The sequence below is a fragment of the Bifidobacterium sp. ESL0820 genome, assembly GCF_052606235.1.
The window spans coordinates 19,355-44,464 of the sequence record NZ_CP199595.1; the positions used below are offsets into that span (position 1 = coordinate 19,355).

Genomic DNA, 25,110 nt, shown 5'->3' on the forward strand with positions numbered 1-25,110 from the left:
TAGGTGTCGGTTAAAGAGAAGCCTCCCTACGGAGCAGCCACTCCAGGGGGCGTACGATCTGCTAAGGCGATCATTATGCACGAAGACTGCACCAGGCCCAACAAGCCTTCCGTCAACCAGGTCTTAGACGATGTGGACAAGGACAAGAAGGACGGCATCAAGGTAGGCACCGTCGCCCGCCGTATCGCCCGGAAGTGCAACGACACCCAGAAGGACTATGGCGTCTACTTTGACAAGGATGGCCGCTTCATCGCAGCTAAGCCCTTTACCGCAACACTTTCCTGCGGGGTTGATGCCTATGCTCCCGGCCATGTCTTCTATGTGCAGGGGCGTAAGGACCACAGCCAGCCTGGGCGTATGACCCAGCGCGAGGCGCAGATCATCGTCAACGCCACTCTCCGTTACGGGTACGGCACCACCGGGGCTCTTTTCTACCTGTCCCTGATGAGCGAGGACTGACGGGCATGACAGACCACGCGGACTTTGCCTGCTGGGTGCGGGATATGGTCACCCAGCTGTTGGCGGATCTGGCTGCACGAGCCCCGAAAGAGGATACGGGCATCTACCTGGAGCCGGCGGACCTGGGCCGGTGCCGCACCCAGTACGATGCGAGGACCCCATTCTGGATGTACAAGGGCGACCCCAAGTGGATGGACCGGGAGCCCGACCTGCTCGAGGCGCGCATCCAGGCGGTTCGGGAGGGCCTGTGCATGCTCACTTACCATGTGGGCCAGCGGGACATGAACCTGGCTCTTCTGCAGGCCGTGGAGGAGGGCGGGCCCCTTATGGACCCCCAGGTGCAGCGGATGGAGCAGGAGGAAAGTCGGCAGACCGGCGAGCAGGTCACCATCAGCGTCCTGCTGTTCGGCCAGCTCATGGACAACGGAGCGATGCACGCGGCCGGCAGGATAGCCGGCATGCTCAAAGACAAGCGGATGGCCGTGGACTATGCGACATTCATCACCGACCTGGCCGACTGGAGGCAAGGAGGCCGGCGCAGCCTGGACATGCTGGACCGGTGGGGCCTGGAGCTGCGGGAAGAAGGACTGGAACAATGAGTGACCACACGTACATGGAACACGACCCAAAAACCCTTGATGAGGTCAGGGGGATGCTCCTGGACTCTTCGGAGGACATCGACAAGGCCAAGCTAAGGCGCGACGAGCTGATCGTCAAGGCCTTCGACCTGGGGGCATCCTACACGGAGGTCATGGTGTGCACCGGGCTGAGCAGGCCCACGGTCTACCGGATCCGCCGGCGTGCCGAGCAGGAGGGTCCTGCAAAGGAAGAAGGTTGGGACTTCACCATCCCCGGCTACTACAACAAGACCGATGTCCCCCAGTCGATTCTTGAGGAAACCCTCCAGGACGGTTTCTTCGGCCTGCTGGATGACGCGGCAGAGGACGACGACCATCACGATCGGGACTTCTCCTCGCCGGACCTGAACGACCGGCAGAAAGCCATCAGGGACGCCGTCCATAACCTGGCCGCCAGGGCAGCCGTCACCAAGTCCGATTTCGTGGCGTCCACAGCGCTGGGCATCACCCTCACCAGGCACAAGCAATAACGAGACTGTATCCGGTCACCAGTGGCGGACCCTGGACTGGAGTCTGGCGTAGATGGCCCGCCGGCTGGCATACCATTCCCTGGTCTGCCGGTCCTGCTCGCGGGTGACCCAGGCCAGGTGCCCCATGGACCGGCCTATGTCGATCAGATGCTCCTGCCGGCGCTGTTCGATCAGGGCATGCAGGTAGCGGCCCCTGGGGGAGTCCTCATCGATCAGGGTCACCCGCTGGCCCGCCAGCAGCTGTCCTATGACGCTGCCGGCCACCTGCTCCGCCCTGGCCCTGTCCTCCGGAGACACATCCTCGCCTGCCATGGCCCTCATAGTAAAGACACATAGGGGTGTATGCCCATGGGAAAAGAGCCAGGCGTACGGCAGAGTCGGGCATGAAAGGCGGGGCAGGGCGTGACGGCGGGGCTCCCGCCCCGAGCCCCGGCGACCTGGATCAGGTCGATCATCGGCTGCCGCGCATCCTATGGGGCGCAAAAGACGCGCCCCCTAGGAAGCTTGCCAAATAACGGCCTGACAGCTTTGGGCGTGCATAAGGCGGGGGCCTGCCGGAGCAGGGAGGGAAAGGCGGGGCCGGGCGTGCGCGAGGACAGGCTGCCGGAGCTGCGAAAGGGCATATCAGGGTTTTCCGCTAAAGGATCCGAAGCCGGAGAATCATCGAGGAGGATGACCACCACAGCAGGGCCGCGGCCGGAAGATCCAGGGAAAGGCCAGAAAAAAAGAGTGTAGTCCTTGACTGTGGGTCGTCAGTGTGGTACCATATAGACAGGAGATGGGAGAGGGAAGGATATCGAATGCTCAAGATGACCAGAAGCGCCGGCAAGCACGGTGTGACCTATCAGGAAATCGCCTATGCTGTCCTGCATCATGCAGGCAAGGAGGGGATTCAGGATCGGAATGGGCTGGATGCCGTGGTGTTCGTCGGACCCAGGCATCTCGGGGCGCTCGAAGAGGACTACATCGAGGTCATGGTCAAGGAAGCAGAACCCGGAGAATTCGTCGCCTTCCATGCCATGACCGTCACCGACGTGTGGCGCTATCTGATCGAGCAGCACAAGCGCGACCGGTAGATTGCCAAGCAGATAATATAAATAATAAAACCGAGGATCTAGGGGATCATCATGCGGGCATATGAATACGAGCCGAAGACGGAGGAAGAGCGTCGGCAGATGGAAGAGGTGGCTGCCAAGGCCGAACGCGGGGAGCATCTGGATGTCGTACCGGGCTCCGTACGGCACATGGACCCGAACCGCGAGGTGGACGAGGACCAGTTCTTCAGGGACCTTCATGCGGAATTCGAGCAGATGCGCCTGCGCCGGGCCGAGGCCACCCAGACGGCCCGGAAGACATGGAAGATCCGCGTGCCCAAGGACCTGGACGACAAGGCCAGCCAGCTGGCCAAGCAGGAGGGCACGAACAAATCCGCCATCATCCGCAAGGCCGTCGCCTGGTATGTTCAGGGCACGGGCAAGCAGCAGGCAGTAGCCTGACGGCCGGCGCAGAAGGACGCAAGGGCGCCCCAGGAATCCATGAAGACCGGAATTCCTGGGGCGCCCTTTTTCATGCCTCGGGCAGGGGCTGCGCATAGGTGATCCCGCAGGGCATGCCCAGGACGGCCAGCCGGTCCTGGGCCATCCTGGTGGCAAGATTCTCCACCTCCATGCACCCGTCACGGCCCGAGCTCAGATAATCCGCCCGGTTGCGCCAGTAGGGAAGCAGGAGCATGACCGGGCTGCGGCCCTCCTCCTCGGCCGCCTTCGCGGCCTCGCCGGCGACGCCGACCAGCCTGGCGGCCATCTTGTCGGCCTGGCGCCACATGCCCTCCAACAGATCCCAGGCCTTCCTGGAGGGGAGGGCGAACTCATGCGGATCCTCCCAGGTGAGGACCGTCAGCTTGGTCACGCCCACCTGGCCGGCCACCCACTGCTGGCTGACCCCCAACTTGTCCCTGAGCATCCTGAAATCGGCTCCCGTGCGGCTCTCCATCGGTTTTCTAGCGGTCATGATCCCTCCCTGGACTATATCAATGGTATGCCTACAACTATACCACCGGTATGCCCCTGTCCGGAAGGATCCGCTGCCGGCGGATCAGAGGCGCCGGGAGACGGACGCCGGCCTACGGCCGGCCGGCGGGAAGCCTGGCGGCCGTGTCCGGACGGACACAGCCGCAACCTGCTCGCCTGACCCCATCATCCTGCCACCGCTCGGGCTGCGCGCCATCCGGAGCGTCCCGGTCACCGCCGGGCCTGCGGGCCGCATGGCCGAAAAGCATGCCATGCCCCCTGCGGCCTGCCGGGTCCCGATCCGCACGCGGAACGGCGCTCCGCCCTCCCGGCGGCCTGATGCCGGTGTCAGGCGGGAGAGGCCCGCCGGACAGACAAGGAGCCACATCATGAGCACCGCAACCGCAACCCCCACCGCGACCAAGACACAAGGGGCCGCCATGCCCGCAGAAGGCCAGCCCGTCCTCCTGCAGGTCAAGGCCGCCAACCTCAACCCCAACCCCGACAACCCCCGCAAGGACCTCGGGGACCTGACCGAGCTGTCGGCCTCCATCGCCGCCCAGGGGGTTCAACAGCCGCTGGTGGTCACCTCCGCCGACAAGCAGGGCCGCCACACGATAATCATGGGCCACCGGCGCTACGCCGCCGCCATCAAGGCCGGACTGGACACCCTGCCCTGCATCGTGCGCAAGGCCGGCCAGCAGGAGCAGGCCGAGCTCATGCTGGTGGAGAACACCCAGCGCGCAGGCCTGACCCCCATCGAGGAGGCCAAGGGGTACGCCCGCCTGCTCGAACTGGGGGAGAGCGAGGACCAGATGGCCAAGGCCACCGGCCGGAGCCGCACCACCGTGCGCAGGCGGCTCAGGGCCGCCAGCCTCGACCCGACCCTTCTGCCCGACCGGCAGGTCAGCTTCGACCAGCTCGACCGCATAGCCGGCTTCGACGGGCGGCCCGACCTGCAGAAGAAGCTCATGAAGGCCGCCGGCACCAACAACTGGGCGGCCCAGCTGGCCAAGTGCGAGAAGAGCATCGAGGACGAGAAGTGGCTGGAGGAGGCCCGCACCGTGGTCGAATCCCTCGGGCTGGACACCATCGACGAGATGGACGACCTCTACGACCGCCCGGAGGGGTACCGCCGGGTCGAGACCATCAGCACCGGCCATGACATCGCCGCCGCCATGTCCGAGATGGATATAGCCACGCGGCAGAGCCTGACCACCGCCGACATCATCAACAACGGAAAATACGACTGGAACCGCGGCGTAGCCCTCCTGCACCGGTACACCCCGAAGGAGCTGGACGAGCGGAAACGCGAGCAGGAGCAGGCCGACAAGGAGGAAGCCCTCCGGCAGGCCCAGCGGGAGCAGGCCGAGCGGGACGAACGGGAGCGGAACGCCAAGCTGTACGCCTTCGCGCAGATGACCGAAAAGCTGGTGCTCGACCACATCGAGCACATCACCAAGCGCGCCACCCCCCTGAAGAACAGCGCCACCATCCTGGCCGACGCGCTCATGCACGACCGGGCCTGCAAAGCCGACCTCACGAGCGTGAAGCCCGGGCCCGCCTACGACGACGTATGGGGGCAAGGCACCGACCTGCTCAGCCCCGACGACAAGCACCGCCAACAGGCCGCCATCTGGCTGCTCCTGAGCGCCGGCCAGCTCACCCAGAAGCCCTACGACTGGACCGACGAGCATGTCGGCCTGCGCATGCTCCGGCAGTACTACGGCATCCTCGCCCAGACCGGATACAAGCCCAGCGACGACGAGAAAGCCGCCCTGGAGGGCGCCTACCTGCCCAAGGACGAGCAGGAGGAGCCCGACCAAGAGCAGGAGCAGGACTAAAAGCCCTGCGCGCCCCCGGCAAGGCTCCAGCCGGGGGCGCACACCCAACCAAGAGGAGCCTGACCCATCCCTTCGGGGCCGGCCCCAGGCGACGGCTCCCGGCCCCCTTTGATGGGGGCCACTCGCCGCCGCCCCGCCCGCAGATGATCGGGCGGAGCACAGGAGACGGACGCCGGCCATGGGCCGGCCGGCTGGTTCCCGCCGCCCTGCGCCCGTCCCGGGCTCAGTGCTTATCGACGTCTCCCGCCTGACCACCTCCAGCATGGCATGGGTCGCTCCGGTCACGGCCCCCGGGCGTCCCGATCCTCGCCGGGCCTGCGGCCCGCATGGCCGAACAGCATGCCATGCGGGCCTCCGGCCTGCCGAGTCCCGGTCCACACGGGGGGCCGCTCCCTCCGCTCAGCCCGTGCCTGGTGGAGGTTGTCAGGCGGGAGGTGCCCGCCACACACAGCAAGGAGCAGACATGACCACCACCAACAACCCAAGCGACGAACCCTGTCCGGAAGCCACCCACTGCGGATACTGCATGTCGCCCACCCGGCCTCTGGTCGGCCGGTGCCACCGGTGCCACACCCCCCTATGCCGCCTGTGCGCCGTCCATTGCGTCGGATGCGGGGAGACCTTCTGCCTCCAATGCTCCACACGGTGCGAGTCATGCGCAGACCCCCTGTGCGATGACTGCGCGGACTGCCCCCCATACGCGGAGGGCCAATGGTGCCCGGCCTGCTACGCCCACGAGACGGACAGCCTCGCCCCCGAATACCAAGACCCCTACCAGAACATCCCCGGCGACGAGCACCTGACCATCGGCCTTGAAATCGAGGTCGACGGCCCGCACGACCACGAAGCCATCACCCGCAACGACCTGATAGCCGGATGGTGCGCGGACGGAAGCCTTGACCGGGACGGGTGGGAATACCAGACCCAGCCGCTGGACACCGACCCGCAGACCCTCTCAAGGCTCCACCGCCTGATAGCCGGAATCAGGCCCCTGAAAAGCCAGGAGCACGCAGGCGGCCACATCCACATCAGCCGCGCCAGCGGCCAGTACGCCGCCGATTGGGCGTGCGCCCTGGACGGGCTGGACGCGAACCGGGCCGCATGGCTGAACATGCGGCACGCTGACCCCGAGCAGAACCGGTGGTGCCGCTACACCGACTACTACCACGGCAAAGAAGTGGCCGTCAACGACGACCACGACGACACCATCGAGCTCAGGACGTTCGGCCCGTGGAACGCCGACACCGCCGAACAGCTCCTCCCGGCCATCAAGTGGATAAAGACCATGTGGCGGCTGTTCCAACGCCACCCCAACGGCCTGAGCGAGGAGGACATCGAGGCCGCAAGCCGCACCGCCTGGGCCGACGCGGTGCCCGCATCGGCCCGCGAAAAGGCGGTGGTCTGAGCATGTGTGTCATCTGCACCGCCGGGGCCGGCGCCATGCCGAGCAGCCTCCAGCTCGCCCAGATGAGCGACGCCAACCCCGACGGGGCGGGCGTCGCCTGGTTCGACGGCCGCAAGCTCCACAGGTACCGCAATCCGGACAACGACAAGACCCTGGGCTTCATCATCCGCAACCGGGCCGCCCTGGCCCGCATGCCCGTGCTCATGCACTTCCGGCTGGCCACCAACGGCCCCGTCTCCGAGCACAACACGCACCCGTTCGCATGGAGCCGCGACGGCCGGCACGGGTACATGGCCCACAACGGCATAAGCCGCCGCTACAGCCACGGCCCCCACCAATGCGACAGCCGCAACGCCATCGCCGCATGGGAGCAGGGGGCCGACCTCAGCCAAGGCACGGAAGGCTGTTTCGCCTCCATCGACCAAACCGGCCGCCTCGACTGGCTCACCCCCGGCACCCCCATCCCCGGCGAGCAGGGCACCATCACCGTCAGCAACACCATATGGATGGCCGCCGGGCTTGACTACGGCTACCAGCCCTACCCCTACTGGGGCGAGGACGAGGACGCCATCCGGTAAGCCTGCCCCTGCCGGCCAAGGGCCGGCAGGCCCGGAACCGGCCCCAGGCGACGGCTCCCGGCCCCCTTTGTTGGGGGCCACTCGCCGCCGCCCCGCCCGCAGATGATCGGGCGGAGCACAGGAGACGGACGCCGGCCTGCGGCCGGCCGGCTGGTTCCCGCCGCCCTGCGCCCGTCCCGGGCTCAGTGCTCGTCGACGTCTCCCGCCTGACCACCTCCAGCATGGCATGGGTCGCTCCGGTCACGGCCCCCGGGCGTCCCGATCCTCGCCGGGCCTGCGGCCCGCATGGCACGAACAGCATGCCATGCGGGCCTCCGGCCTGCCGAGTCCCGGTCCACACGGGGGGCCGCTCCCTCCGCTCAGCCCGTGCCTGGTGGAGGTTGTCAGGCGGGAGGTGCCCGCCACACACAGCAAGGAGCAGACATGACCAACACCAACACCACCGACAGCACCATAAGCGGCGCCACCGAGGCCCTCGCCGCATGGCGGCACACCCTCGACACCAGCGAACCCCTGACCGACAGCCAGGCCCTACGGCTCAACCAGGCCAGCAACGCAGGCGACGCCCAGCGCGACATGATCGTCTTCATCACCGCCATGCCCAGCCTGACCGAGCAGGACGTCACCGTATGGCTGACCAACCCCGACGCCACAAGCCCCATGGGCCAGCGGCTCCTCGACGGCATCAGCGGCCCGGGGCGCCCCATCCCCTCCAGCCGGATAGACCAGGCCGTCAGCCAGCTCGACCGCATAGCCGACGCCCAGCCCGACCAGCAGGCCGAGCCATACGCCCTCCAAGCCTCCCTGTACTGGCTGGACGGGCGTTACACGGCAGCCCTGGAAAGAGCCCTGACCGCCCTGCAGAAAGACCCCGACAGCCGGCTCGGCAGCCTCATGCGCCTCTGCGTCGTCACCGGCACCGCCAGCCCATGGAGCACACAAGCCTGACCCGCCAACGCCTGCCGGCCATCCGGCCGGCAGGCCCCCCAACACACACGGAAAGGAACACACCATGACCACCACACTGCGCAACCCCGACGGCACCCCCATCGCCACCGGCGCGGGAACCCTCGCCCTCGACAGCTACGCCGACGGCTCGCCCGCACTGCTCGCCATCCCCGCCGACAGCCAGGCCGCACCCCAGCCCATCAGCGTCAACCTCGCCGGCTGGTTCGGCCTCACCCCCGACGACAAGACCTGGATCCCCGAAAGCCAGGAACAAGCCATCGCACCCCTAGTCGCCGCCGGCCAGCTCACCCCCGAGGACGCCATCCCCACAGCCCGATACGGCATCCAAGGCCGATGCGCCGCCAGCCTCTACACCATCAGCCCAGCCCTGCTCGACCAGGCCCACGCCTAGCCCGCAGGACAGCCCCGGCCCGGGGCCGCGAAAGCCGACTGCTCCCGGCCCCCGCAGGGGGCCACTCACAGCCGGCCCGGGGCCGGAGCGTCCCGGTCCACGCCGGGCTACGCCCTTGCGGCCCACCAGCATGCCACAAGGGCTGCGCCTGCCGCGTCCCGATCCGCACGCGGACCCCGGGGTGAAGCCCAGGCCGAGCACACGCCGCGCCCGTGCAAGGCCGCACCGCCCACCGCATGCGCCTGGTCCGAAACATGTCACCGGGGAGGGGAGGGGGAGCCTCCGGGCCGCTTCCGGCAGGCCGTCAACACTCGCGCCCTGCCCCTGGAAAAAACGTTGAGATTCCGCCGATTCCGGCTTGACAACCACACTCATTGTGGTACCATTATAAGTGTGGTCAGGGGAACGGTTCCCCCCGGGTTGCCAAGGCCCGGAACACAGAAAAAGGTAAGAAAAATGTCTACGATAATCAGCACCATGGTCAGCTTCAGCGGCTTCCTCAGCGACATCAGATACACCGAAGCCACCGGCGACCGGAAGGCCCGGCTGTCCATCAGGGTCTACGACCGGCACAGCTGGAAGGACGCCCAGGGCAACCGCCAGCAGGCCGCCGACTACGACTCCATCACTGTCGTCTACTGGGGCCGCACCGCCCAGGCCATCCACCAGCTCCTCGCCAGCCAGAAGCTCGTTGAAAGGGATCCCGTAGTCGGCACCGGCTACCTCGACGACGACCCCGACGCCTGGATAGGCCGCGACGACCAGCAGCCCCACGCCCGCATCCGGGTGGACGGCCGGAGCCTGTGCCCCGACCCTCTGCGGCAGAGCTTCATCGACCAGGCCCGCGAACGCAAGCAGGCACCCGCCTACAGCCAGCAGCCGGCTCCCCAGCAGCAGGCTCAGGCCGCCCAGCAGGCACCCCAGCAGCAGGCTCCCCAGGAACCCTGGCCCACGACGCCCCGCCCAGGCACGCAGGCCCCCGCCCAGCCCCAGCAGCCGGCAGCCACCGGCCCCGCCGGAGCCCAGCCCGACTGGATGCGATAAACAAAAAAGGCCGCGCGTGCCAGCGCGCGGCCACCGTCGGGGCATTTGGAAAGGCCACCCAGCCGCATCCAAGGAGCCGACATGGCCAATCATACATGGAGGCAACCCACGTGAGCACGAGAAACCCATCAGGGACCGGCCGCAGGCTGGCGTCCAGACGCGCCGCCGCAGGCCTGACCCAACGACAGCTGGCCAGCCGGTCAGGGCTGAGCGAAACCGTCATCAGCGACCTGGAGACCGGCCGCCGCGACATCAGCCACTGCCGGATCAGCACGGTCCTGAAAATCACCCAGGAGCTGGACTGCGCCATCGAGGACCTGCTCTAAGCAGACGCGGGGCGTGCCAGCGCCCCACACCACAAACAGCCACCCAGCCGCCAGAAAAGAGCAAGACATGAACCACAAGACAACCGCACGCAGAATCGTCCGCAGCGCCCCCAACGGGGCAGGACCCCACGCCGACCTGCTCCGCAGGCCGGCCCCCCGAGCACTCATCGCCGACAGGGTGCAGAGCATCGCCCTCATAGGGCTGTGCGTGCTCCTCTGCCGCGTCTCATACCAGATCTGAAAGGACCGGGACCCCATGCACACCATCACCGTGGAAATCAGCAAGGCCATCGACCAGCTGGGCGCCCACGGCTGGCAGAAGGTGAGCGTCATCCGGCGCAGCTCCACAGTCAACGCGGACGACCCCGACCAGATGCAGGCCCTGCGCAACCTCTGCCAGCAGATGGACCAGCGCACGGCCGAAGACCCGGCCCGCATCGCCCGCACCGTCAACAGCAACGGCGTCGTCTATGAATTCGGCGCCTACCACGCCACCGACATCGCCAGCATCATGAGCCAGGCCGGCATCCACGACTGGGAGCGGGAATCCATCCCCGATGTGTCCGGGGTCGCGATACGCATGAGCCTCGACTGAAACGGGCCACAAAAAAGGGCCGGACGGTGGCACGCCCGGCCCCCAGCATTAGAGCCACACACCATTTTAGCCGCCCCGCCCGGAACGGCAATAGCCCCCTGCGACAGACCACGCCGCAGGGGGCTATTGCCGTATCGGATCAGATGCCAGGCCGGACCTGGGCCGGCTCAGCAGCGGCGGAGGACCGGCTGCGCTCCTCCTCCGAAGCCTTGAGAAACCTCTTGAGCGTGGAGCCGTCCAGGCCGAACAGACGCTGGATCTGCGTCTCGGTCATCTGCTGGTCGGACTTCAGCCGCTCGATCAGCCGGCCGGCCGCAGCCGAATGCTCGGCCACGGCCGCCGCCTCCTTGGAAAGGGCGTTGAAGTCCTTCCTCAAGTTGTCCAGTTCCTTACGCTTGCCCTCGATGTACCGATCAGTGGCGGATTGACCAGACATGATTCTCCTTACCCTTGTGATGAATGCGGTCACGGCAATTCTAACGCAGCAGGCCCCGCCGCATCCTCGATGCAGCAGCCCGGCGCAGCCGGGTCCGGAGGAAACGGAGTCTCCGACGGAGCAAGCTATAGAAAATGTGTACACATTTTCGCTTGATTGCCCGCAGGCGTGCAATAATGGGACGCAGGGCGCCCGTCCCCCGAAACGGCATCGGGGGTCGCTGCGCTGGCAGGAAAGGAGAGGCCCATGGCCGAGGAAACCCCGAACCGCGACCTTCGCGGCCTCGACTTCCATCTGCGTCTGAACGCCGACGAGAAGCGCCGGCTGATCGCCCGCGCCCAGGAGTGGAACGCCAGCAGAGGCAGGGGCGGCGAAGAGCCGGGATCAGTCAGCATCTCCCGCTACGCCCGCGAAGTGCTTCTGGCCCCGAAAAGCGAAGAGCAGAGCGTGACCCGCGAGGAACTGCTCGACTGGAAGGACAAGGCCGTCCGGCTCACCATGCAGATAGCCAAGATCGGGGTGAACGTCAACCAGGTGGCGCGCGTGGCCAACGCCAAGGGGATCGTGCTCGACAAGCCCCTGCTCAGGCTTGTGGAGGAAATGAAGCCGCTGATGGCGGAGGCGGACATCCTGATCCAGTCGATGATGGAGCGGAACCTGTGATACCGAACATCACCAGGGGCAGCAGGATGCGGGGCCTGATCACCTATCTGGCCGGGCCCGGACGGCACAACGAGCACGCCGACCAGCATGTGGTAGCCGGCGACGAGTGGACGGAGCTGAGGTTCATGGACGCCGGCCTCGACCGTCCTACGGTCGCGCAGCTTGCCGAGCATCTGGACGCCGCCGTGACCACATCGGGAAGGCCGATGAAAGGCGGCCATGTCTGGCATTGCTCGCTGGCCATCAGCAAGCAGGACGGCACCCTGAGCGACGACGAATGGAACCGGATAGCGCACGAATTCATCCGCAAGATGGGGTTCGACGATGCGGAAGGCACCAAGGCGCCCTGCATGTGGACCGCCATCCGCCACGGTCTGAGCGGGCAGGAGGGCAACGGCAACGACCACATCCACATCGCCGTGAACCTGATACGCGCCGACGGGACCAAGGCCTGGATCCACAACGACTACCGCCGCGCCCAGCAGGCCTGCCGCGAACTGGAGAAAAGCCACGGGCTCGAAGAGCTCGGCAACGACAGGACCAGGGCGGCGACCAGAGGATGGCAGCCAGGCGAGCGTGAAGCGCAGGCCCGCCGCAGGGCAAGAGCCAAACTGCACTACGAGTCCCCCTCGATCAGCTGGGGAAGCCTGCCGGTGGAGGAGCGCAAGCGGCTGATCGCGGCCCAGCTTCAGGCCGACCAGCCCCGCCACCGGCTGGCCAGGCAGATCCGCGCCGCCGCCGCCAGAAGCAGGACGGAGGCCGAATTCGTCCGCCGGCTCCGCAGCCAAGGCGTGCTGATCCGCCCACGCTACGCCCAGGGGACCAGAAGGGTCGTGACCGGATACTCCGTGGCCGAACGACCGGTGTGGGGCGAGAGCCCGGTATGGTACGGCGGCGGCACCATCGCACGCGACCTGCGCCTGCCCAGGCTCCGGCTCGGATGGGCGGACAGCCTGGCCGCCTCAGCCGAGGCTGCGGACGAATGGAACGCCGCCCTGCGCAACCGCCGAGCCGTGCATCCACGCCAGGGCGAACAGGCCCCGATGCCGAAGACGGTGGCCCGGGAGATGGCCAGGCTCAACGACCGGCTGCGCGCAGTGGACCCGGCAGACCGGGCGACCTGGGCGCATGTGGCGCACGAAACCGCCGGCGCGCTCTCCTCATGGTCCAGGTCCATCGAACCGGTCCCGGGGCCGATAGCCGAAGCCGCCAGGGAAGTCTCGCGCAGCGCCCAGACCTACGCCAAGCCCGCACGCCCACCGCACCAGGTGCGCAGCACCATGGTGGACGCCGCCCTCGCCTTCGCGGCCAGCCTCGACAGCGACAACCCCCGGATGATGCAGGCCGTCATGTACCGGCAGCTCTTCAAGACCGTCGCCGCCATCCAGCAGGCCATGCAGGCCAGGAACGACGCATACCTGGCCAGAATCACCCTGGAGCAGGAACGCGGCAACCTCATGGCCGTGGCCCGCACCCTGCCCGCCGTGCCCGCACCGGCCAGGAGGCGGGCCCAGCCGCGCGACCCGGTGACCGCCCTGGTCCAGGCCGGCCGGCCGACGCCCGTGGCCGACGCCGTAGAGCAGGAGATCAACAAGCACTTGAACCGCCCGAGGACGACCAGGGCGGCCGGACACATCCAGGGAAAGGAGCACTGAACCGAGCAAGACACGAGCCCATTCGCCAAAACATGGGGCTCACAACAGAAAGGTAAGACATCATGGCCGAAGACAGCCAGAAGAACCTCACATACAATCAGAGCCAAGAGCGTCTCTTAGACCAGACATGGGCAGCCATGAGGAATGACCCCAGGCTTCAGGGGATGATGGAAGGCATGGCGCAAAGCATGCTGAGCATGCCGGACAACCCGGAAAGAAAAGAGATCATCCGAGGCCTGGCCCAGTCGCTGGCAAGGGAAGGCACCAGGCTCCGCCTGGAACAGCAGCCGGACGGCGGGCCGCAGCCCAGCCAGCTCAACGACGACTGCGTGGGCGCACTCAGGGAGCAGGCGGAAAGCTTCATCGAGCTCCGTGTCGACACCCTGAAGCATGCCCGCGAAGCCGGCGCGAAAATAGCGCAAAGCATGCTGGAGACGCCTGGCCTGGAACAGAGCGCCATAGACGAGCAGCTGGGCAAGATAGCCGTAAGCGAGCTCTACAGAAGGGAGGCCTCCACGGCCGCGACGCTCGGCATCGAGGACGTGCTCGCCTGGAGGAGCCAACACGGCCGGCTGTACGTGCCCGTCGACGCGCCCCAGGACCTGACCCCGGTGATCCGGTCGGCCGCCTCGCAGATCGTCGCCGGCAGCAGGGAGCGTATCGACGAGATCAAAAACGACATGGCGCGCGACCTCAAAGCCAACCCGAGGAACACCCTCCTGGCCGAGTACGCCATGAAGAGCGACGACTTTGAAATCTCCCTGAAAACAGCAGTCCGCAGGGGGGCCGAGGCGGAGTTCTACTACGACGAGAAGAACCCCACCCCGCAGAGCGTGAGAAGCGGGCTCGACTTCCAGATAGGCCTGGCCGCCGAAAAGTACGTCGGCCCGGACGGGCCGGAGCCCCATGGCCGCCCATTCACCATTGCGGAAATCGAATCGGCAGCCCAGCAGGCGATCGACGCCAACCCCGACATCGTGGACCAAGCCATCAGTCAAGGAATCGATGATGCCCTGGAGGAAAAAGAACAGTGGAGGCGGTCCCTGTGGGAAGACGCCGAGCAGATCGAAGAGCTGCCCGAAGGGTGGCTCAGAAGCAGCACCGGCACAGGCTACGCCATCCTGAGCCCGGACGGCGGCATCGAGTACGAGTACCAGCACGGGCACGGGAGCTCTGAACCCCGATGCCGGTGGAACGAATCAGCCTGGACGCCGGCCGACAAGGAACCAGACCCCGTGCAGCAGATCAAGAGCAGGCTGCAGAGCGAGCAGGCAGCCGCCAAGGAGCCGGAGCAGGACAAGGTGAGCGCCCTGGTCCAGGTGACGCACACGACCAGCCAGCAGCACGCCGACCAGAAGCTGCAAGCCAGGCAGCAGATAACACGACAGACGCAAAGCCTGGACCAGGCCCTGGGCCGGTGAGGAGCGAACAATGAAGCCAGAAGACGCCACCAGCGACCAGGAAGTATTCCAGGAGCTCGGCACACCCGCACGCGCCATGGGCACAGCGGCCATGCTGGCCGCCGAGCAGAAAGCCTACCGGAGCAGGGCGCAAAGCCAGGACAGCGCGGCCGCCGACCGCCGCCAGGCGCAGGAGATGCGCAGCAGGCAGACCGCCGAACGGTCCATGGCGAAGGCCGAACTGGAAAGCGTATTCCAGGACGGCTGGATAGACCATGCCAACGCTGCGGAAATCAGCCGATGCGCCGCCCTGGCCGGCACCTACGCAGGGCAGGACGAACGGATCGACCAGGCCGCCAGGTCCATAAGCCAGCAGGTCAACGATCGGTACGGCATCGATGTGAGCCTGTATCCGGACGAGGCAAGCCTGAAAAGAGCCATGGAGGCCGCCGAGAAGGATCTCTCCGCTGCCAAGCTGCTCGAAGGCTCCCGCCAGTCCGCGCTCGACGAGCAGGCCAACAGCCTGCACAAGGCTGACATGGCGGACGCCGCGCTGAACCAGGACCCAGGCCGCGAAGAGGAGCATGAGCTCCGCGAGGAGCGGGAGAAGGACCTCGAGCAGGCAGGCGCAGCCGGAGAGGAGGCCGACGAGCTGGAGGATGCGGCCGAAAGGCTCCAGGACGCCGGCATGGACGAGGATCTTGTCCAGGACACCCTGCGGGTCGAAGCCACGCACACCGTTGACGCCAACACGGCCGTCGAAACCAGCAAGGAGCGGCAATCATCCGGACAGGGGCGCTCCAGAAACCGCTCCCGCCGCCGCGCCAGGACCCGGACCCGGACCCGCAGCCGTGGCGTGAGCCGGTAACCCCCGGCGCCCAGGCAAAAAACTGGCCAGCCCCATCATGGGGCTGGCCATTTTTTCTGCACGTATCAGGCGCTCAGGCCAGGGAATCGTCGTCAGGGACGCGGAACGGGCCCCCGGTCCTCTCATCGATGAACTGGCCGTCAGGCGGCCGGTTGCATCCCAGCGGCTGGCCGGGTGCGGTCTTCTCGTCGCTGGTGCGGAACGGCCCCTCCGGGCTCATGATCCTGTCCATCGCCGGGTCGCAGTAGTCACGCCACCATATGGCCATCATCGACCCGGTATCGACCCTGGCCATCTCCCACACCCGCCACAGCTCAGTGAGCCTGGAAACGACCTCGGGGCAGCGGAACCAGTCCGAATCCCACCGGAAGGACACGTTCGGGCCGGTCGGCCGCTTGTACATGTGCCTGAGCCAGCGGTAGACGAAATCCCACACGTTGGCGAAGAACACCGTGCCACCCGCGTCCCCGCCGGCCCCGGGCTGCTGACCGGGATCCTGGATGATGCCCTCCAGCTCCTCGCTGAGGGATCCCTCCGCCTCATGCTCAGGCATGGGCGCGCCTCCTTTCAGCCTCGCCTATGGAACTGCGGACCAGACCGGCGTCAGGTCTGGCCATCCACGGCTCGGTCCGGGCGAGCACCGGCCGGCTGCCTGACGCCAGCAGCAGCTCCCTGCCTCGCGGCAAGGCGGCAAGCTCGTCAAGGGAGAGGATGGTGTCCCGGTTCACCGACACGTTCGAGTCGACGTCGCTTCTGCGGAAGGACACCTGACGTGTCCGGTAGTCGTACTCCCCGAGAAGCTTGGACAGGTGGTCAAGGAAATCCGGCTCCCTGATGCCCCCAAGGTAGGAGATCACGTTCGATGCGCTCCACAGCTTCTCCATGCCGTCCGACGTCCAGGCCCCCACGCCCTGGGACCAGGATTGCAGGAACGTCATGAACAGGATCCCGCGGCTGCCGAAATGGCTGTACAGGTCGGGCAGCTCACGCCAGCGGCACACATTGGCCGCCTCGTCCAGGATGCCCAGCATGGGCTTCGCCAGCCGGCCTCCCTCCTGCAGGTCGGCCGCCTCCTCGGCAGCCTCGCTCACCGCCGCAGTCAGGGCCAGCACATAGCCGCCCGCCGTGCCGGCGCCCTCACGGCTCATGGAGCACAGCGTCTGGTCGGAGAGGACGAACTGCTCGGGCACGAACTCGTCCAGATGCCGGTCCTTGGGCGGGGTCACCCATCTGGTGGCCTCCCGGTTGGTCAGCACCCGCGCCATCGTCATAGCCGAGCCGTACACGCCCTGCTGCTGCTTGTCGGGCGCGTTCATGATCGACTCAAGCTCGTCAGCGTTCAGCGGGTACCCGCAGCGGGAGAGGATGGCCTGCGGATCCGGGTTCACCGGGTTCATCAGCCACCGCCACACGTCCGTGATGGCCCGCCCGTCGAGGGCGGCCGCCAGCAGCAGGTCCGTGAGCAGCGTTTCGGCCGTGGAGTCGAAATACGCATCCTTCTTCGCGTTCGGATCCGTGACCGACGAGCTGAAATAGCCGGCGAGCTTCCTCGCCCTGGTGTCGTCGGTCACATACGACAGCGGGTTCCACCACCAGTCCTGCCGCTCATGCACGATCTGCTGCGGGTCGAACACGTACACCCGGCCCTTCCTCGACCTGGGGCCCCTGACGGCATCCACGATGTCCCTCTTGTTGGATGTGGTCAGCACAGGGCCCGGGGCGTCCATGATGGCCGGGATGGCCAGGCTGGTGGTCTTGCCCGTCCTGGGCCCCGCCAGCACCAGCATCATGTCCTCATAGGTCATGTAGTAGTGCCCCTTGCCATGCAGGAAGGCCCCCACCTTGATGCCGGGCAGGGGGCTGTCCACATGCAGGCGCTGCGCCGAAGCCTCGGCATGCTCCACGGTCATCGTGTCCACGTCGCGCCCACGGCCCAGATAAGGGGCCGCATGATCGACCCTGGACGAGTGGGCCGTAGCCCGCCGGTAGACCAGGAACACCGCCAAGGCGGCCAGGGCCACGGCCAGGATCTCCGCCGCAAGGCCCACCCAGCCGAACAGGCCCGGCCAGGGGATCTCCTTCTTGGCCAGGCCCGACACCACCTGCATCACGCCCAGGCCGGATGGCGCGGAGCCGTCCCTGAGCAGGCATCCCAGCCACCATGCTCCATAGGCCCCGAAGACGACCACGGAAACGACGCCTACGATGATGGCCGCCACGATGGTCTCCGGGCTCCACCCGGACGGCTGCCTGAGCCTATTGTTCCTGGCCATGCGAGCCCGCCTCCTGCCCGTGCCACAGCTTGTTGGTGTCGTTGACACGCTTCTCGGCCTCCGTAAGGTCCAGATGGAACGGGATGCCCGGCTGGCCGCCCACCTTGACCAGGAACTTCCCCCGGCCCGGCGGCTCCGTGTTCCGGTGCTGCTTGGCGTCCCAGGAGGCGGGATCCTGCCACGACATGAGCAGGTTCTCCTCCATGTCGCTGAGCGTGATGGCCGAGTTCAGGAGCGGCATCTCCTTCTTCGGCAGGCCCCCGCACAGGACCATGCCGCTGCGCTCCACGAACCCCTTGGCCTTCTCCCGGTCCTCCGGCGCGGGCAGGCTCATAAGGTCGCTCATGGTGTGGCTGATCAGCGCCTGGCCGATGCCCCACTGGCGGTTGAGCCTGGTCGTCTGGTCTACCCTCTCGACCATGCCCGAACCGGAGCGCAGCGCGCTCCACAGCTCGTCCAGGACCAGGAAGAATATGTGCAGATTGCCCAATCCGGCCTCATAGAGGATATGGCTGACGTCCACCGTGCAGAACCCGGCGTCCCAGCAGGCCATGAGGGCGGCCGCCCTCACATCCTGGTCGGCCTCGTTGATGGATGAAATGTCGAAGTCCACCGGCCTTGACGGGTCCAGCTGCTCGCTGGTCTGATGGCTGAAAAGGTCGCCCATCACCCCCGAGCCGGACAGCTCGATCAGCGAGGATTCCAGATTCTCGGTGATGTCCCGGTACCTGGTGACGTCGCCCCGGTCGAGCGCCACCTGCCTGACAGGCTCGGGGGCCTCCCTGATGACCTGGAGCAGGTCGGACAGGACCGGCGGCTTCGTGCCGAACTTGTCGTCAAGCACGCGGATGGCCCGCTCCAGGATGGTCCGCTCGCGCTCGGTGGGAGGAGACTGCCTGGAAATGGTGATCAGGGCCTTGACCATGTTGTTGCGCCGGGTCTGGATGATCGTATGCACCGCATCCCGGGAATCGCCGCTCAGCCGGGCCATGGACGCCAGGGCCCCTCCGGGGTCGAGCACGTTGATGGAACCGTAGCCCGGGCCTATCTTGATGATCTGCCCGCCCAGGGCGCGCACAATGTCGTCGTGCTCGCCCTTCACGTCCCCCAGGAACATCGTGTTGATGCCCATGAACTTGTATCCCAGGCACCAGCGGCGCAGCACCGTGCTCTTGCCCAGGCCGGGCTTGCCCAGCACGAAGACGCTGGGATTGCTTATCAGCTTCGCCCTGGTGAACCAGCTGATGGGGTCGCAGCACAGGGATGCGCCCGTCCGCAGATGCCTGCCCATGGGCACCCCGACCATCGGCGCGCCCGCTCCCAGGCTGAACGGCCACAGGCCGCAGGTCTGCAGGGTGCTTCCCCTCCACTCCTGCGGATGCTGGATCAGCGTGCTGCGGCCCCCTCCAGGTCCGTAGAACCCTCTGTACGTCGGCCGGGCCCAGGCCCATTCCTCGTTCTTCATCATCGCTCCTACAGCTTCTCCGACACCTCGGCCGGAATGACCGTGTACCTCCTGGTATCGAGCCCCAGCGGAAGGCAGGCGGCAAACGCGCTGTCCTGGGACCCGTACACCTTGCGAAGCCTGAGACGCGCCGTAGCCGCCAGGGACTCCACGGCGGCCGTCGCATCATGCAGATCAGCGTCCTTGGCCATCGTCGCGGTGCAGAAGGCCGAGAAGTTCTCCAGCCCCGCCCCGTTGGCCTCCTCCTCGGCCGTCTGCGTGGCTGCCCGCATCCTGCGCATCGCCCGCGCCGTCGGCTTGCTTTTATTGAGCGTCATCTGATACTGGGCGGTAATCACGTCGCTGTCCACCAGATCGCCCGTCTTCTCAGGCGGGACAGGGCGGAACAGCCAGGTCACCCGCTTGCTGGAAAGGTTGGCCTGCGGGGACAGGAACCGACGCAGGATGCTCGACTGCACCGCCCCCCTGGGCGCCTGGGTCAGCTCCCAGGTCACCGACACGTCGCCGTCATGCCGGTAGGAGTCCCAGGACGCCTCGGCCGCCATCGGCCCGCACTGGCTCCAGTCCATCGTCACATCCTGGCCAAGCGCGTCAGCCTCTTCAAACAGATCCTTGGCCTGCGAGTCGTAGGCGATCCTCACGTACCGGCACAGCTCCTGAGCCGACATGGGGTGGCACGCCCCAGCACCGGTCTCCTGGACCTTCTGCACCAGATACGGCAGCCTCGGGCCGAACTCCTGCAGGAACTCCTGCAGCCGCTTCTTTTTGGTCGAGACCCCCTTCCTCTTGCCGCGGTCGGCCGAGAACGTGAAGAACAGGTAGGCCTGCACGTCCGTGCTCCCCCTCGGATACGTCCTGACGATCTCCTGCAGCACGCTCATAGAGAACTCGTCCTCCTCCTCGCGCGGGCCGCGCAGGCGGTCGACCTCCTGCTTGAGCTGCAGCGGGTTCTCGGGGCGGGTCTCGATGGTGACACCGAAGTGCTGCAACCCCTGCTCGTCGGCCATGTCCGCCTTGAACACGCCCCACATGGCCACCCATCTGTCGATCTGGTCCCGGTCCACCAGGTCCTCGCCCGAAGGGGAGGAATTGACGACAACCGTATAGGTGTCCTGCCTGGGGCAGAACAGCACGCCGAACGGCACCCCCGTCGCATCAGTGCCTTCAGCAAGCTCGACCTGGCCAAGAATCCCGGGGAGCATGACGGACCCCGGCCTGCCATACCCCAACGTTCCCGCTCTCCACACGTTTTCCTTCTTTCTACGCGACCGCCACCAGCCGACCCTGACAATGATCTTGTCGGCGGCGCTCTTGCCGTGCTGGTCACGATGGGTGACCAGCCACAGCAGCATCACGCCGGCAAGGGTCACGCACGCCGCCGCAATCCATTCGGTTTTGATGACCAGCAGGACCAGGACGATGCAGACCATGAAGATGATGCCGGTCCCCAAGGGCCCCAGACCAGGCAGGATGCCCTTCTCCTCCGGCTTCATCCAGTTGCCGTACGTGCGTGGCTTCGGCTCTGTTTCCTCAGCGCTCATATCCTCTCCTCCCGCGGATCAGCCGGCCATGCCGGAAGGGCTCTGGCCCCCCTGAACGTACCCGCCGCCTGACGCATCATCCGGAGGCTGCGAAGAACCGGAAGGCCCGGAAGGCCCGGAAGGCCCGGAAGGCCCCGAGCCCGCCTGGGAGCCCGAAACGCCGTCGGACGACGGTCCGGACACCGGTTTCGCCCCATCAGGGGCGGAAGAGCCCGAGCCGGCATCCCCTATGCCCTCGTCCATGGCCTGCTTGCCCTTCTCCACGGCCTTGGCTCCTGCCGCAACGGCAAGGCCGGCCCCGCCGGACGCCGCCCCTGCAGCGGCGCCGCCACCGGACGCCCCGCCGGCTCCAGCCGCAGACGATGATCCGGAAGGCGCCCCAGAACCCGAAGCGCCGCCACCGCCGCCTCCGGAACCGGAGGCCAGGAGCATCGCCCCGGTCGGCGCCGCAGCAGCCAGAGCGCCGCCTCCGCCGCTCCCGGACGTCAAGGCCCCGACCGCAGGCACGCAGGCCTTCATCAGCGCCGGCAGGGCCAGCAGGCACATGAGCATGAAGGCGAAGCCGACAAGCACGTTCACCAGCGACCCCTTCTCGGCGCCGCCGAACGCGCCTCCGCCCACCATCCAGAAACAGGTGGCGTAGATGATGGAGGCCACCGGCTTATACAGGAGGAAAGCGGCCAGCCAGCCTATGTTCTTGTTCGCCCAGTTCTTGCCCGATTCGGTGTTCACGGCGGAGGCGGCAAGCGGGAGCATGCCGGTGAGCACCACCAGCATCCCCGACCTGCAAATCATCACGATCACCTGGAACACCGCCGCCAGCATGCACAGCAGCCCCACAATGAGCACAAGAATCGGCCCTCCCGGTATTGTGGCGCTGAAAACCATGGTCCTGGTCATGGCCGCCCCGAAATCCCCGTCGGCGGCCTCGCCCAGAATCCAATCGCTGAAACTGTCCCCCATGGTGATGCACAGCTGGATGAACGGCGTGCCGGCGCCGGCCACCACCACCAGCGTCAGAATGGATCTGAGGGTGTCCTGGCCGGGCCGCGCGTCCGCCTGCCACATCATCTTGACGACGCCCACAATGACGGAAACCGTGGCCAGGACCAGCATGTACACCCAAAGATGGGACTGGATCTTGGCCGCCGTGCCCCCGCCCTGCACCGGCCCCGGGCCGACGACGGCCCCGACGATGCCGGCGGCGGCCCCGATGAACACCGTGCCGAACAGGACCAGCATGATCCGGCTGGTGAACCGTATCGTCTCGCCCCGCCCGGCCAGGACCGCGAACCGGACAAGGATCATGACCAGCGCGATGCCGGCCACGGCGAACCCGACCCACTTGACCCAGGACATGATCGTCGTCAGCCCGCTCATGTCCGAAGGGGCTACGGCCTTCTCGCCGCCGCCCGACAGGTCGGGAGAGGGCACCTTCATCCAGATGGTCGCCACATCCTTGACCACCGATGCCACGGCATCATTGACCAGGGAGGCGATGATCGAGAAGATGCCGGACACCAGCTTGCCTATGCCGGCGGATACGAGCTCGGCGGGATTATGGTCCGACAGCCAGGAGCCTATGTTGTCCAGCCAGTCCAAGCTAACTTTCCTTCCAGTCGAGATAGCCGCTCAGCGTGGGCAGCGTGGTGGCCGTGACCGGAGGATCCTGCTCGCATTGCAGCTTCCAGTCGCCACGGTCCCAGACGAGCCGGTAGACGATGCTGACGGCCGACCCGTGCCCCTCCGAGCTGCCGTCGTAGCCCAGATCGACCACCGCCTTGCCGTCGTGCATGTCGAGCAGGCGGACGCCGGCCATCGTGGCCCTCACGCCCTCCATCGACTTGATGGACGGGGCGCCTGACTCTGCCAGCTTGGCCTTCAGCCGGCCGTACTGGCTGCCATGGCCGAAGAACCCCAGGACGACGGACTTGTCGGACATCAAGGCCGGATCGCTCCACATGGCGGCGATGTTCGCGGCTGCGAAAACGGCGCCCTGCGGGCTGTAGGCGAAGCATTCCCTCACGCCCTTGGACGTGGTTCTTCCCGGGCCGTACTCCTTGGAGGAAGGCCAAGGCCACAGGCTGGTGGACTCATGATGCCATTCATCGACTTCCGGAGCCGAGGACAGGGACTGCTCCCCGGACCCAGGCAATCCGCATGCGCTGTCGGCCGGCACAGCAGCACCGGACGCTCCGGAGGGCGCAGGAGCCGAGGCCGGCGGCGACGGCTCGGAGGATGCGCGCACACCGCAGCCGGCCGCCGCCCACAGCAAGAGGGCGACGGCCAGCACGGCTGCCGGTTTGCGGCGGCGTCTCATGATACGAGCGCGCCTATGAGTCCGAAGGAAGCACTGATAAACACCACTATCAGCAGGATCTTGACGATATCGGACATGCCCTGGCCTCCGTCGCCCCTACGGGACTGGATGCCATTGATGGCAAGAGCCGCAACCAAAGCGACGCAGCATACGATGATGCCGATCCACTTGACCCAGGACATAACGGTGGTGATGCCGCTGGTCCCCGGCGGCTGCGCGGGGGCGGGGTTGGGCACATCGGCCAGATTCACGTCCGCCTGCGAGGCAAGCTGCCTGACGGCATCCGCCGCCCTGGCGGTGGCCCAGGCCGAAGCCCGGCCGATCGGAACTGCTATCTGCATTCTTTGTTCTCCTATTCCTTCGCTGCGTCAAGCCAAGGCCTTGATGGCCCCAACCTGGCCAATGAGGATCCGCATCAACTCTGGCGACGCCGCATCCCCAAATCTCGATGACCCCATCTCAGGGGCCGGCTGCATGGAAGTCCCGCGATCCCCGCACGGGCGGCCGCCGTCTGTGGGATCCGTCTGCACCGCAGGTGAAAAACCGGGATTCCTCTTTTGCAAAGCCCTGGCCTCCCTCCGCCCATTTATCATTATAATGCAAAATAACGCACAATATTGCATTATAATGCAAAGAGAATCGTCCTCGAGGTGACATGAATATCCGAAAAGCCCTGGAAAACTACCCTGACATGCTGCAGATGAAGCATCTGGAGCACATACTCGGGCTCAAGGCGAGCACCCTCTACATATGGCTGCGCCAGGGAAGGATCAGAGGGTTCAAGCTCGGCCAGGAATGGCGGGTGGCGAAGGAAGAGCTGATCGCCTATCTGGAAGACTGCCAGAACCGGACCCCGCAGCATGGATGACGACAAGCCCGTAGGAAGCGGAATGGCCAAACAGGGCGGGGCCGTCGCCCTGGTCGTATTCATCATCTTGTCCCTGGTCTTCCTGCCGCTGCTCATCATCCTCCTGGCCGCCTCGTCACAGGAAGACAGCGGCGGCGTGGACAACGTGCCCGCCGAATACCGGGAGGATGTGCTCAAGGCCGGCGCAATATGCCAGGTGATCACCCCGCCGGTCATAGCGGCGCAGATAGAGGCCGAATCCGGATGGAACCCGAGGGCAGGCAGCGGCGCCGGAGCCCAGGGGATAGCCCAGTTCATGCCCGCGACCTGGGCCAGCGTCGGCCTCGACGGGGACGGGGACGGCAAGGCTGATGTGTGGAACGCCCACGACGCCATATGGACGCAGGGCCACTACATGTGCAACCTGGTGTCCCAAGTCGAATCAGCGAAGAAGTCGGGGCGCATCCAGGGCGACACCCTGCAGCTGGCCCTCGCCGCATACAACGCAGGAATGGGAGCCGTGCTCTCATACGGGGGCATCCCCCCATACTCGGAGACCCAGGCCTACGTCAAACGCATCATGGGCCTGGTACCCAAATACACGCCGAAAGGCGGCACAGGCAAGGGCGGCGCAGCCGGATCGCTGCAACCCTCGCTGAAAATGCAGGCCGACGGCAGACACGTAGACATCGCAGCCATGGGCATCAGCCTCACCTACTACGGCGGGCCGTCCGGGTACGCCCCCAGGCAATGCACCTGGTGGGCCGCCGTCCGGCGAGCCAGCATCAACCGCCCGGTCGACTCGCACATGGGCAACGGCGGGTTCTGGGGAGACTCCGCACGCCGGCTCGGCTACCAGTACGGCAAGGAGCCGCGCCTGGGCGCAGCCATGAGCATCGCGCCAGGCGTCCTGG

The 25,110-nt window shown here is 66.5% G+C and carries 30 protein-coding genes; 20 read left to right on the top strand and 10 right to left on the bottom strand.

Annotated elements, in window-relative coordinates; translation table 11 throughout:
* The first annotated feature begins 75 nt into the window (after positions 1 to 75).
* The 3 genes from ACUIAH_RS08570 to ACUIAH_RS08580 are packed head-to-tail and all read left to right on the top strand — an operon-like array spanning position 76 to position 1,567.
* Positions 76 to 459: a hypothetical protein gene (locus ACUIAH_RS08570; RefSeq protein WP_445341616.1), complete on the top strand. Its 384-nt coding sequence runs from the start codon at positions 76 to 78 to the stop codon at positions 457 to 459.
* A gap of 5 nt (positions 460 to 464) precedes the next feature.
* Positions 465 to 1,058, top strand: coding sequence for a hypothetical protein (locus ACUIAH_RS08575; RefSeq protein WP_445341617.1), 594 nt, complete (start codon positions 465 to 467; stop codon positions 1,056 to 1,058).
* Complete coding sequence (locus ACUIAH_RS08580; protein WP_445341618.1) at positions 1,055 to 1,567, top strand: helix-turn-helix domain-containing protein; 513 nt, start codon at positions 1,055 to 1,057, stop codon at positions 1,565 to 1,567. The genes ACUIAH_RS08575 and ACUIAH_RS08580 overlap by 4 nt, the downstream gene beginning before the upstream one ends.
* Before the next feature lie 15 nt (positions 1,568 to 1,582).
* Here ACUIAH_RS08580 and ACUIAH_RS08585 read toward each other — a convergent pair whose 3' ends face one another.
* Positions 1,583 to 1,879, bottom strand: a complete 297-nt coding sequence (locus tag ACUIAH_RS08585; protein WP_445341619.1) for a hypothetical protein — start codon at positions 1,877 to 1,879, stop codon at positions 1,583 to 1,585.
* Between the two features lie 488 nt (positions 1,880 to 2,367).
* Between ACUIAH_RS08585 and ACUIAH_RS08590 the strand changes: the two genes are divergently transcribed.
* On the top strand, positions 2,368 to 2,643 hold the full coding sequence (locus ACUIAH_RS08590) for a hypothetical protein (RefSeq protein WP_445341620.1): 276 nt from the start codon (positions 2,368 to 2,370) through the stop codon (positions 2,641 to 2,643).
* Positions 2,644 to 2,694: 51 nt separating this feature from the next.
* Positions 2,695 to 3,063, top strand: coding sequence for a ribbon-helix-helix protein, CopG family (locus ACUIAH_RS08595; protein ID WP_445341621.1), 369 nt, complete (start codon positions 2,695 to 2,697; stop codon positions 3,061 to 3,063).
* 70 nt (positions 3,064 to 3,133) lie between these two features.
* Here the strand turns inward: ACUIAH_RS08595 and ACUIAH_RS08600 are convergent, their stop codons facing one another.
* Complete coding sequence (locus tag ACUIAH_RS08600) at positions 3,134 to 3,577, bottom strand: hypothetical protein (RefSeq protein ID WP_445341622.1); 444 nt, start codon at positions 3,575 to 3,577, stop codon at positions 3,134 to 3,136.
* Between the two features lie 388 nt (positions 3,578 to 3,965).
* Between ACUIAH_RS08600 and ACUIAH_RS08605 the strand changes: the two genes are divergently transcribed.
* From ACUIAH_RS08605 to ACUIAH_RS08645, 9 genes are all read left to right on the top strand, one after another.
* Positions 3,966 to 5,420 (top strand): ParB/RepB/Spo0J family partition protein, encoded by a 1,455-nt coding sequence (locus ACUIAH_RS08605; RefSeq protein WP_445341623.1) that lies wholly within the window; start codon positions 3,966 to 3,968, stop codon positions 5,418 to 5,420.
* A 463-nt stretch (positions 5,421 to 5,883) separates the two neighbouring features.
* The gene (locus ACUIAH_RS08610; RefSeq protein WP_445341624.1) at positions 5,884 to 6,825 is read left to right on the top strand and encodes a hypothetical protein; all 942 of its coding nucleotides are present in this window, start codon (positions 5,884 to 5,886) and stop codon (positions 6,823 to 6,825) included.
* A 2-nt stretch (positions 6,826 to 6,827) separates the two neighbouring features.
* Entirely contained in the window at positions 6,828 to 7,403 is a 576-nt protein-coding gene (locus ACUIAH_RS08615) for a class II glutamine amidotransferase (RefSeq protein WP_445341625.1), read from the top strand.
* 423 nt (positions 7,404 to 7,826) lie between these two features.
* On the top strand, positions 7,827 to 8,351 hold the full coding sequence (locus ACUIAH_RS08620) for a hypothetical protein (protein ID WP_445341626.1): 525 nt from the start codon (positions 7,827 to 7,829) through the stop codon (positions 8,349 to 8,351).
* A gap of 64 nt (positions 8,352 to 8,415) precedes the next feature.
* Positions 8,416 to 8,763 (top strand): hypothetical protein, encoded by a 348-nt coding sequence (locus ACUIAH_RS08625; protein ID WP_445341627.1) that lies wholly within the window; start codon positions 8,416 to 8,418, stop codon positions 8,761 to 8,763.
* A 456-nt stretch (positions 8,764 to 9,219) separates the two neighbouring features.
* The gene (locus ACUIAH_RS08630) at positions 9,220 to 9,807 is read left to right on the top strand and encodes a single-stranded DNA-binding protein (protein WP_445341628.1); all 588 of its coding nucleotides are present in this window, start codon (positions 9,220 to 9,222) and stop codon (positions 9,805 to 9,807) included.
* Between the two features lie 110 nt (positions 9,808 to 9,917).
* The gene (locus tag ACUIAH_RS08635; protein ID WP_313842335.1) at positions 9,918 to 10,133 is read left to right on the top strand and encodes a helix-turn-helix transcriptional regulator; all 216 of its coding nucleotides are present in this window, start codon (positions 9,918 to 9,920) and stop codon (positions 10,131 to 10,133) included.
* A gap of 67 nt (positions 10,134 to 10,200) precedes the next feature.
* A complete protein-coding gene (locus ACUIAH_RS08640; RefSeq protein WP_445341629.1) occupies positions 10,201 to 10,374 on the top strand; it encodes a hypothetical protein in 174 nt (57 codons plus the stop codon).
* 15 nt (positions 10,375 to 10,389) lie between these two features.
* Positions 10,390 to 10,728 carry a hypothetical protein gene (locus ACUIAH_RS08645; RefSeq protein WP_445341630.1) on the top strand — a complete coding sequence of 113 codons (339 nt, stop codon included), beginning with the start codon at positions 10,390 to 10,392 and terminating at the stop codon, positions 10,726 to 10,728.
* A gap of 139 nt (positions 10,729 to 10,867) precedes the next feature.
* Here ACUIAH_RS08645 and ACUIAH_RS08650 read toward each other — a convergent pair whose 3' ends face one another.
* A complete protein-coding gene (locus ACUIAH_RS08650; protein WP_445341631.1) occupies positions 10,868 to 11,164 on the bottom strand; it encodes a hypothetical protein in 297 nt (98 codons plus the stop codon).
* A 246-nt stretch (positions 11,165 to 11,410) separates the two neighbouring features.
* On the opposite strand from ACUIAH_RS08650, the gene mobC reads away from it, so the two are divergent.
* The 4 genes from mobC to ACUIAH_RS08670 all read left to right on the top strand — a co-directional run bounded on the left by mobC (position 11,411) and on the right by ACUIAH_RS08670 (position 15,750).
* Positions 11,411 to 11,827 carry a plasmid mobilization relaxosome protein MobC gene (mobC, locus tag ACUIAH_RS08655; protein WP_445341632.1) on the top strand — a complete coding sequence of 139 codons (417 nt, stop codon included), beginning with the start codon at positions 11,411 to 11,413 and terminating at the stop codon, positions 11,825 to 11,827.
* Complete coding sequence (locus ACUIAH_RS08660) at positions 11,824 to 13,482, top strand: relaxase/mobilization nuclease domain-containing protein (RefSeq protein ID WP_445341633.1); 1,659 nt, start codon at positions 11,824 to 11,826, stop codon at positions 13,480 to 13,482. Before mobC ends, ACUIAH_RS08660 begins: the two co-directional genes overlap by 4 nt.
* 176 nt (positions 13,483 to 13,658) lie before the next feature.
* Entirely contained in the window at positions 13,659 to 14,903 is a 1,245-nt protein-coding gene (locus tag ACUIAH_RS08665; RefSeq protein WP_445341634.1) for a hypothetical protein, read from the top strand.
* A gap of 10 nt (positions 14,904 to 14,913) precedes the next feature.
* Positions 14,914 to 15,750, top strand: a complete 837-nt coding sequence (locus ACUIAH_RS08670) for a hypothetical protein (RefSeq protein ID WP_445341635.1) — start codon at positions 14,914 to 14,916, stop codon at positions 15,748 to 15,750.
* Positions 15,751 to 15,823: 73 nt separating this feature from the next.
* On the opposite strand, the gene ACUIAH_RS08675 is transcribed toward ACUIAH_RS08670, so the two are convergent.
* The 7 genes from ACUIAH_RS08675 to ACUIAH_RS08705 form a co-directional block, all read right to left on the bottom strand.
* Entirely contained in the window at positions 15,824 to 16,303 is a 480-nt protein-coding gene (locus ACUIAH_RS08675; RefSeq protein WP_445341636.1) for a DUF4913 domain-containing protein, read from the bottom strand.
* Positions 16,296 to 18,023 carry a type IV secretory system conjugative DNA transfer family protein gene (locus ACUIAH_RS08680; RefSeq protein WP_445341637.1) on the bottom strand — a complete coding sequence of 576 codons (1,728 nt, stop codon included), beginning with the start codon at positions 18,021 to 18,023 and terminating at the stop codon, positions 16,296 to 16,298. Before ACUIAH_RS08680 ends, ACUIAH_RS08675 begins: the two co-directional genes overlap by 8 nt.
* Positions 18,007 to 19,488, bottom strand: a complete 1,482-nt coding sequence (locus ACUIAH_RS08685; RefSeq protein WP_445341638.1) for an ATPase — start codon at positions 19,486 to 19,488, stop codon at positions 18,007 to 18,009. The genes ACUIAH_RS08680 and ACUIAH_RS08685 overlap by 17 nt, the downstream gene beginning before the upstream one ends.
* 8 nt (positions 19,489 to 19,496) lie before the next feature.
* On the bottom strand, positions 19,497 to 21,029 hold the full coding sequence (locus ACUIAH_RS08690; protein ID WP_445341639.1) for an SCO6880 family protein: 1,533 nt from the start codon (positions 21,027 to 21,029) through the stop codon (positions 19,497 to 19,499).
* Between the two features lie 18 nt (positions 21,030 to 21,047).
* A complete protein-coding gene (locus ACUIAH_RS08695) occupies positions 21,048 to 22,631 on the bottom strand; it encodes a hypothetical protein (protein WP_445341640.1) in 1,584 nt (527 codons plus the stop codon).
* A gap of 1 nt (position 22,632) precedes the next feature.
* A complete protein-coding gene (locus ACUIAH_RS08700; RefSeq protein WP_445341641.1) occupies positions 22,633 to 23,277 on the bottom strand; it encodes a hypothetical protein in 645 nt (214 codons plus the stop codon).
* A gap of 68 nt (positions 23,278 to 23,345) precedes the next feature.
* A complete protein-coding gene (locus tag ACUIAH_RS08705) occupies positions 23,346 to 23,690 on the bottom strand; it encodes a hypothetical protein (protein WP_445341642.1) in 345 nt (114 codons plus the stop codon).
* Between the two features lie 314 nt (positions 23,691 to 24,004).
* Here ACUIAH_RS08705 and ACUIAH_RS08710 point away from each other — a divergent pair, with 314 nt between their 5' ends.
* Positions 24,005 to 24,217, top strand: coding sequence for a helix-turn-helix domain-containing protein (locus tag ACUIAH_RS08710; protein WP_313842320.1), 213 nt, complete (start codon positions 24,005 to 24,007; stop codon positions 24,215 to 24,217).
* A gap of 22 nt (positions 24,218 to 24,239) precedes the next feature.
* Positions 24,240 to 25,110: lytic transglycosylase domain-containing protein (locus ACUIAH_RS08715; RefSeq protein WP_445341643.1), on the top strand; the 871-nt coding region annotated here is incomplete at its 3' end.

What these genes read in the sequence shown, in the direction of transcription:
- ACUIAH_RS08610 (WP_445341624.1), top strand. Translation starts at nt 5,884, where the DNA reads ATGACCACCACCAACAACCCAAGCGACGAACCCTGTCCGGAAGCCACC.
- ACUIAH_RS08645 (WP_445341630.1), top strand. Translation starts at nt 10,390, where the DNA reads ATGCACACCATCACCGTGGAAATCAGCAAGGCCATCGACCAGCTGGGC.
- ACUIAH_RS08685 (WP_445341638.1), bottom strand. Translation starts at nt 19,488, where the DNA reads ATGAAGAACGAGGAATGGGCCTGGGCCCGGCCGACGTACAGAGGGTTC.
- ACUIAH_RS08710 (WP_313842320.1), top strand. Translation starts at nt 24,005, where the DNA reads ATGAATATCCGAAAAGCCCTGGAAAACTACCCTGACATGCTGCAGATG.
- ACUIAH_RS08580 (WP_445341618.1), top strand. Translation starts at nt 1,055, where the DNA reads ATGAGTGACCACACGTACATGGAACACGACCCAAAAACCCTTGATGAG.
- mobC (WP_445341632.1), top strand. Translation starts at nt 11,411, where the DNA reads ATGGCCGAGGAAACCCCGAACCGCGACCTTCGCGGCCTCGACTTCCAT.
- ACUIAH_RS08625 (WP_445341627.1), top strand. Translation starts at nt 8,416, where the DNA reads ATGACCACCACACTGCGCAACCCCGACGGCACCCCCATCGCCACCGGC.
- ACUIAH_RS08570 (WP_445341616.1), top strand. Translation starts at nt 76, where the DNA reads ATGCACGAAGACTGCACCAGGCCCAACAAGCCTTCCGTCAACCAGGTC.
- ACUIAH_RS08690 (WP_445341639.1), bottom strand. Translation starts at nt 21,029, where the DNA reads ATGAGCGCTGAGGAAACAGAGCCGAAGCCACGCACGTACGGCAACTGG.
- ACUIAH_RS08675 (WP_445341636.1), bottom strand. Translation starts at nt 16,303, where the DNA reads ATGCCTGAGCATGAGGCGGAGGGATCCCTCAGCGAGGAGCTGGAGGGC.
- ACUIAH_RS08600 (WP_445341622.1), bottom strand. Translation starts at nt 3,577, where the DNA reads ATGACCGCTAGAAAACCGATGGAGAGCCGCACGGGAGCCGATTTCAGG.
- ACUIAH_RS08680 (WP_445341637.1), bottom strand. Translation starts at nt 18,023, where the DNA reads ATGGCCAGGAACAATAGGCTCAGGCAGCCGTCCGGGTGGAGCCCGGAG.
- ACUIAH_RS08590 (WP_445341620.1), top strand. Translation starts at nt 2,368, where the DNA reads ATGCTCAAGATGACCAGAAGCGCCGGCAAGCACGGTGTGACCTATCAG.
- ACUIAH_RS08670 (WP_445341635.1), top strand. Translation starts at nt 14,914, where the DNA reads ATGAAGCCAGAAGACGCCACCAGCGACCAGGAAGTATTCCAGGAGCTC.
- ACUIAH_RS08665 (WP_445341634.1), top strand. Translation starts at nt 13,659, where the DNA reads ATGGCGCAAAGCATGCTGAGCATGCCGGACAACCCGGAAAGAAAAGAG.
- ACUIAH_RS08705 (WP_445341642.1), bottom strand. Translation starts at nt 23,690, where the DNA reads ATGCAGATAGCAGTTCCGATCGGCCGGGCTTCGGCCTGGGCCACCGCC.
- ACUIAH_RS08650 (WP_445341631.1), bottom strand. Translation starts at nt 11,164, where the DNA reads ATGTCTGGTCAATCCGCCACTGATCGGTACATCGAGGGCAAGCGTAAG.
- ACUIAH_RS08615 (WP_445341625.1), top strand. Translation starts at nt 6,828, where the DNA reads ATGTGTGTCATCTGCACCGCCGGGGCCGGCGCCATGCCGAGCAGCCTC.
- ACUIAH_RS08605 (WP_445341623.1), top strand. Translation starts at nt 3,966, where the DNA reads ATGAGCACCGCAACCGCAACCCCCACCGCGACCAAGACACAAGGGGCC.
- ACUIAH_RS08640 (WP_445341629.1), top strand. Translation starts at nt 10,201, where the DNA reads ATGAACCACAAGACAACCGCACGCAGAATCGTCCGCAGCGCCCCCAAC.
- ACUIAH_RS08595 (WP_445341621.1), top strand. Translation starts at nt 2,695, where the DNA reads ATGCGGGCATATGAATACGAGCCGAAGACGGAGGAAGAGCGTCGGCAG.
- ACUIAH_RS08620 (WP_445341626.1), top strand. Translation starts at nt 7,827, where the DNA reads ATGACCAACACCAACACCACCGACAGCACCATAAGCGGCGCCACCGAG.
- ACUIAH_RS08630 (WP_445341628.1), top strand. Translation starts at nt 9,220, where the DNA reads ATGTCTACGATAATCAGCACCATGGTCAGCTTCAGCGGCTTCCTCAGC.
- ACUIAH_RS08585 (WP_445341619.1), bottom strand. Translation starts at nt 1,879, where the DNA reads ATGGCAGGCGAGGATGTGTCTCCGGAGGACAGGGCCAGGGCGGAGCAG.
- ACUIAH_RS08575 (WP_445341617.1), top strand. Translation starts at nt 465, where the DNA reads ATGACAGACCACGCGGACTTTGCCTGCTGGGTGCGGGATATGGTCACC.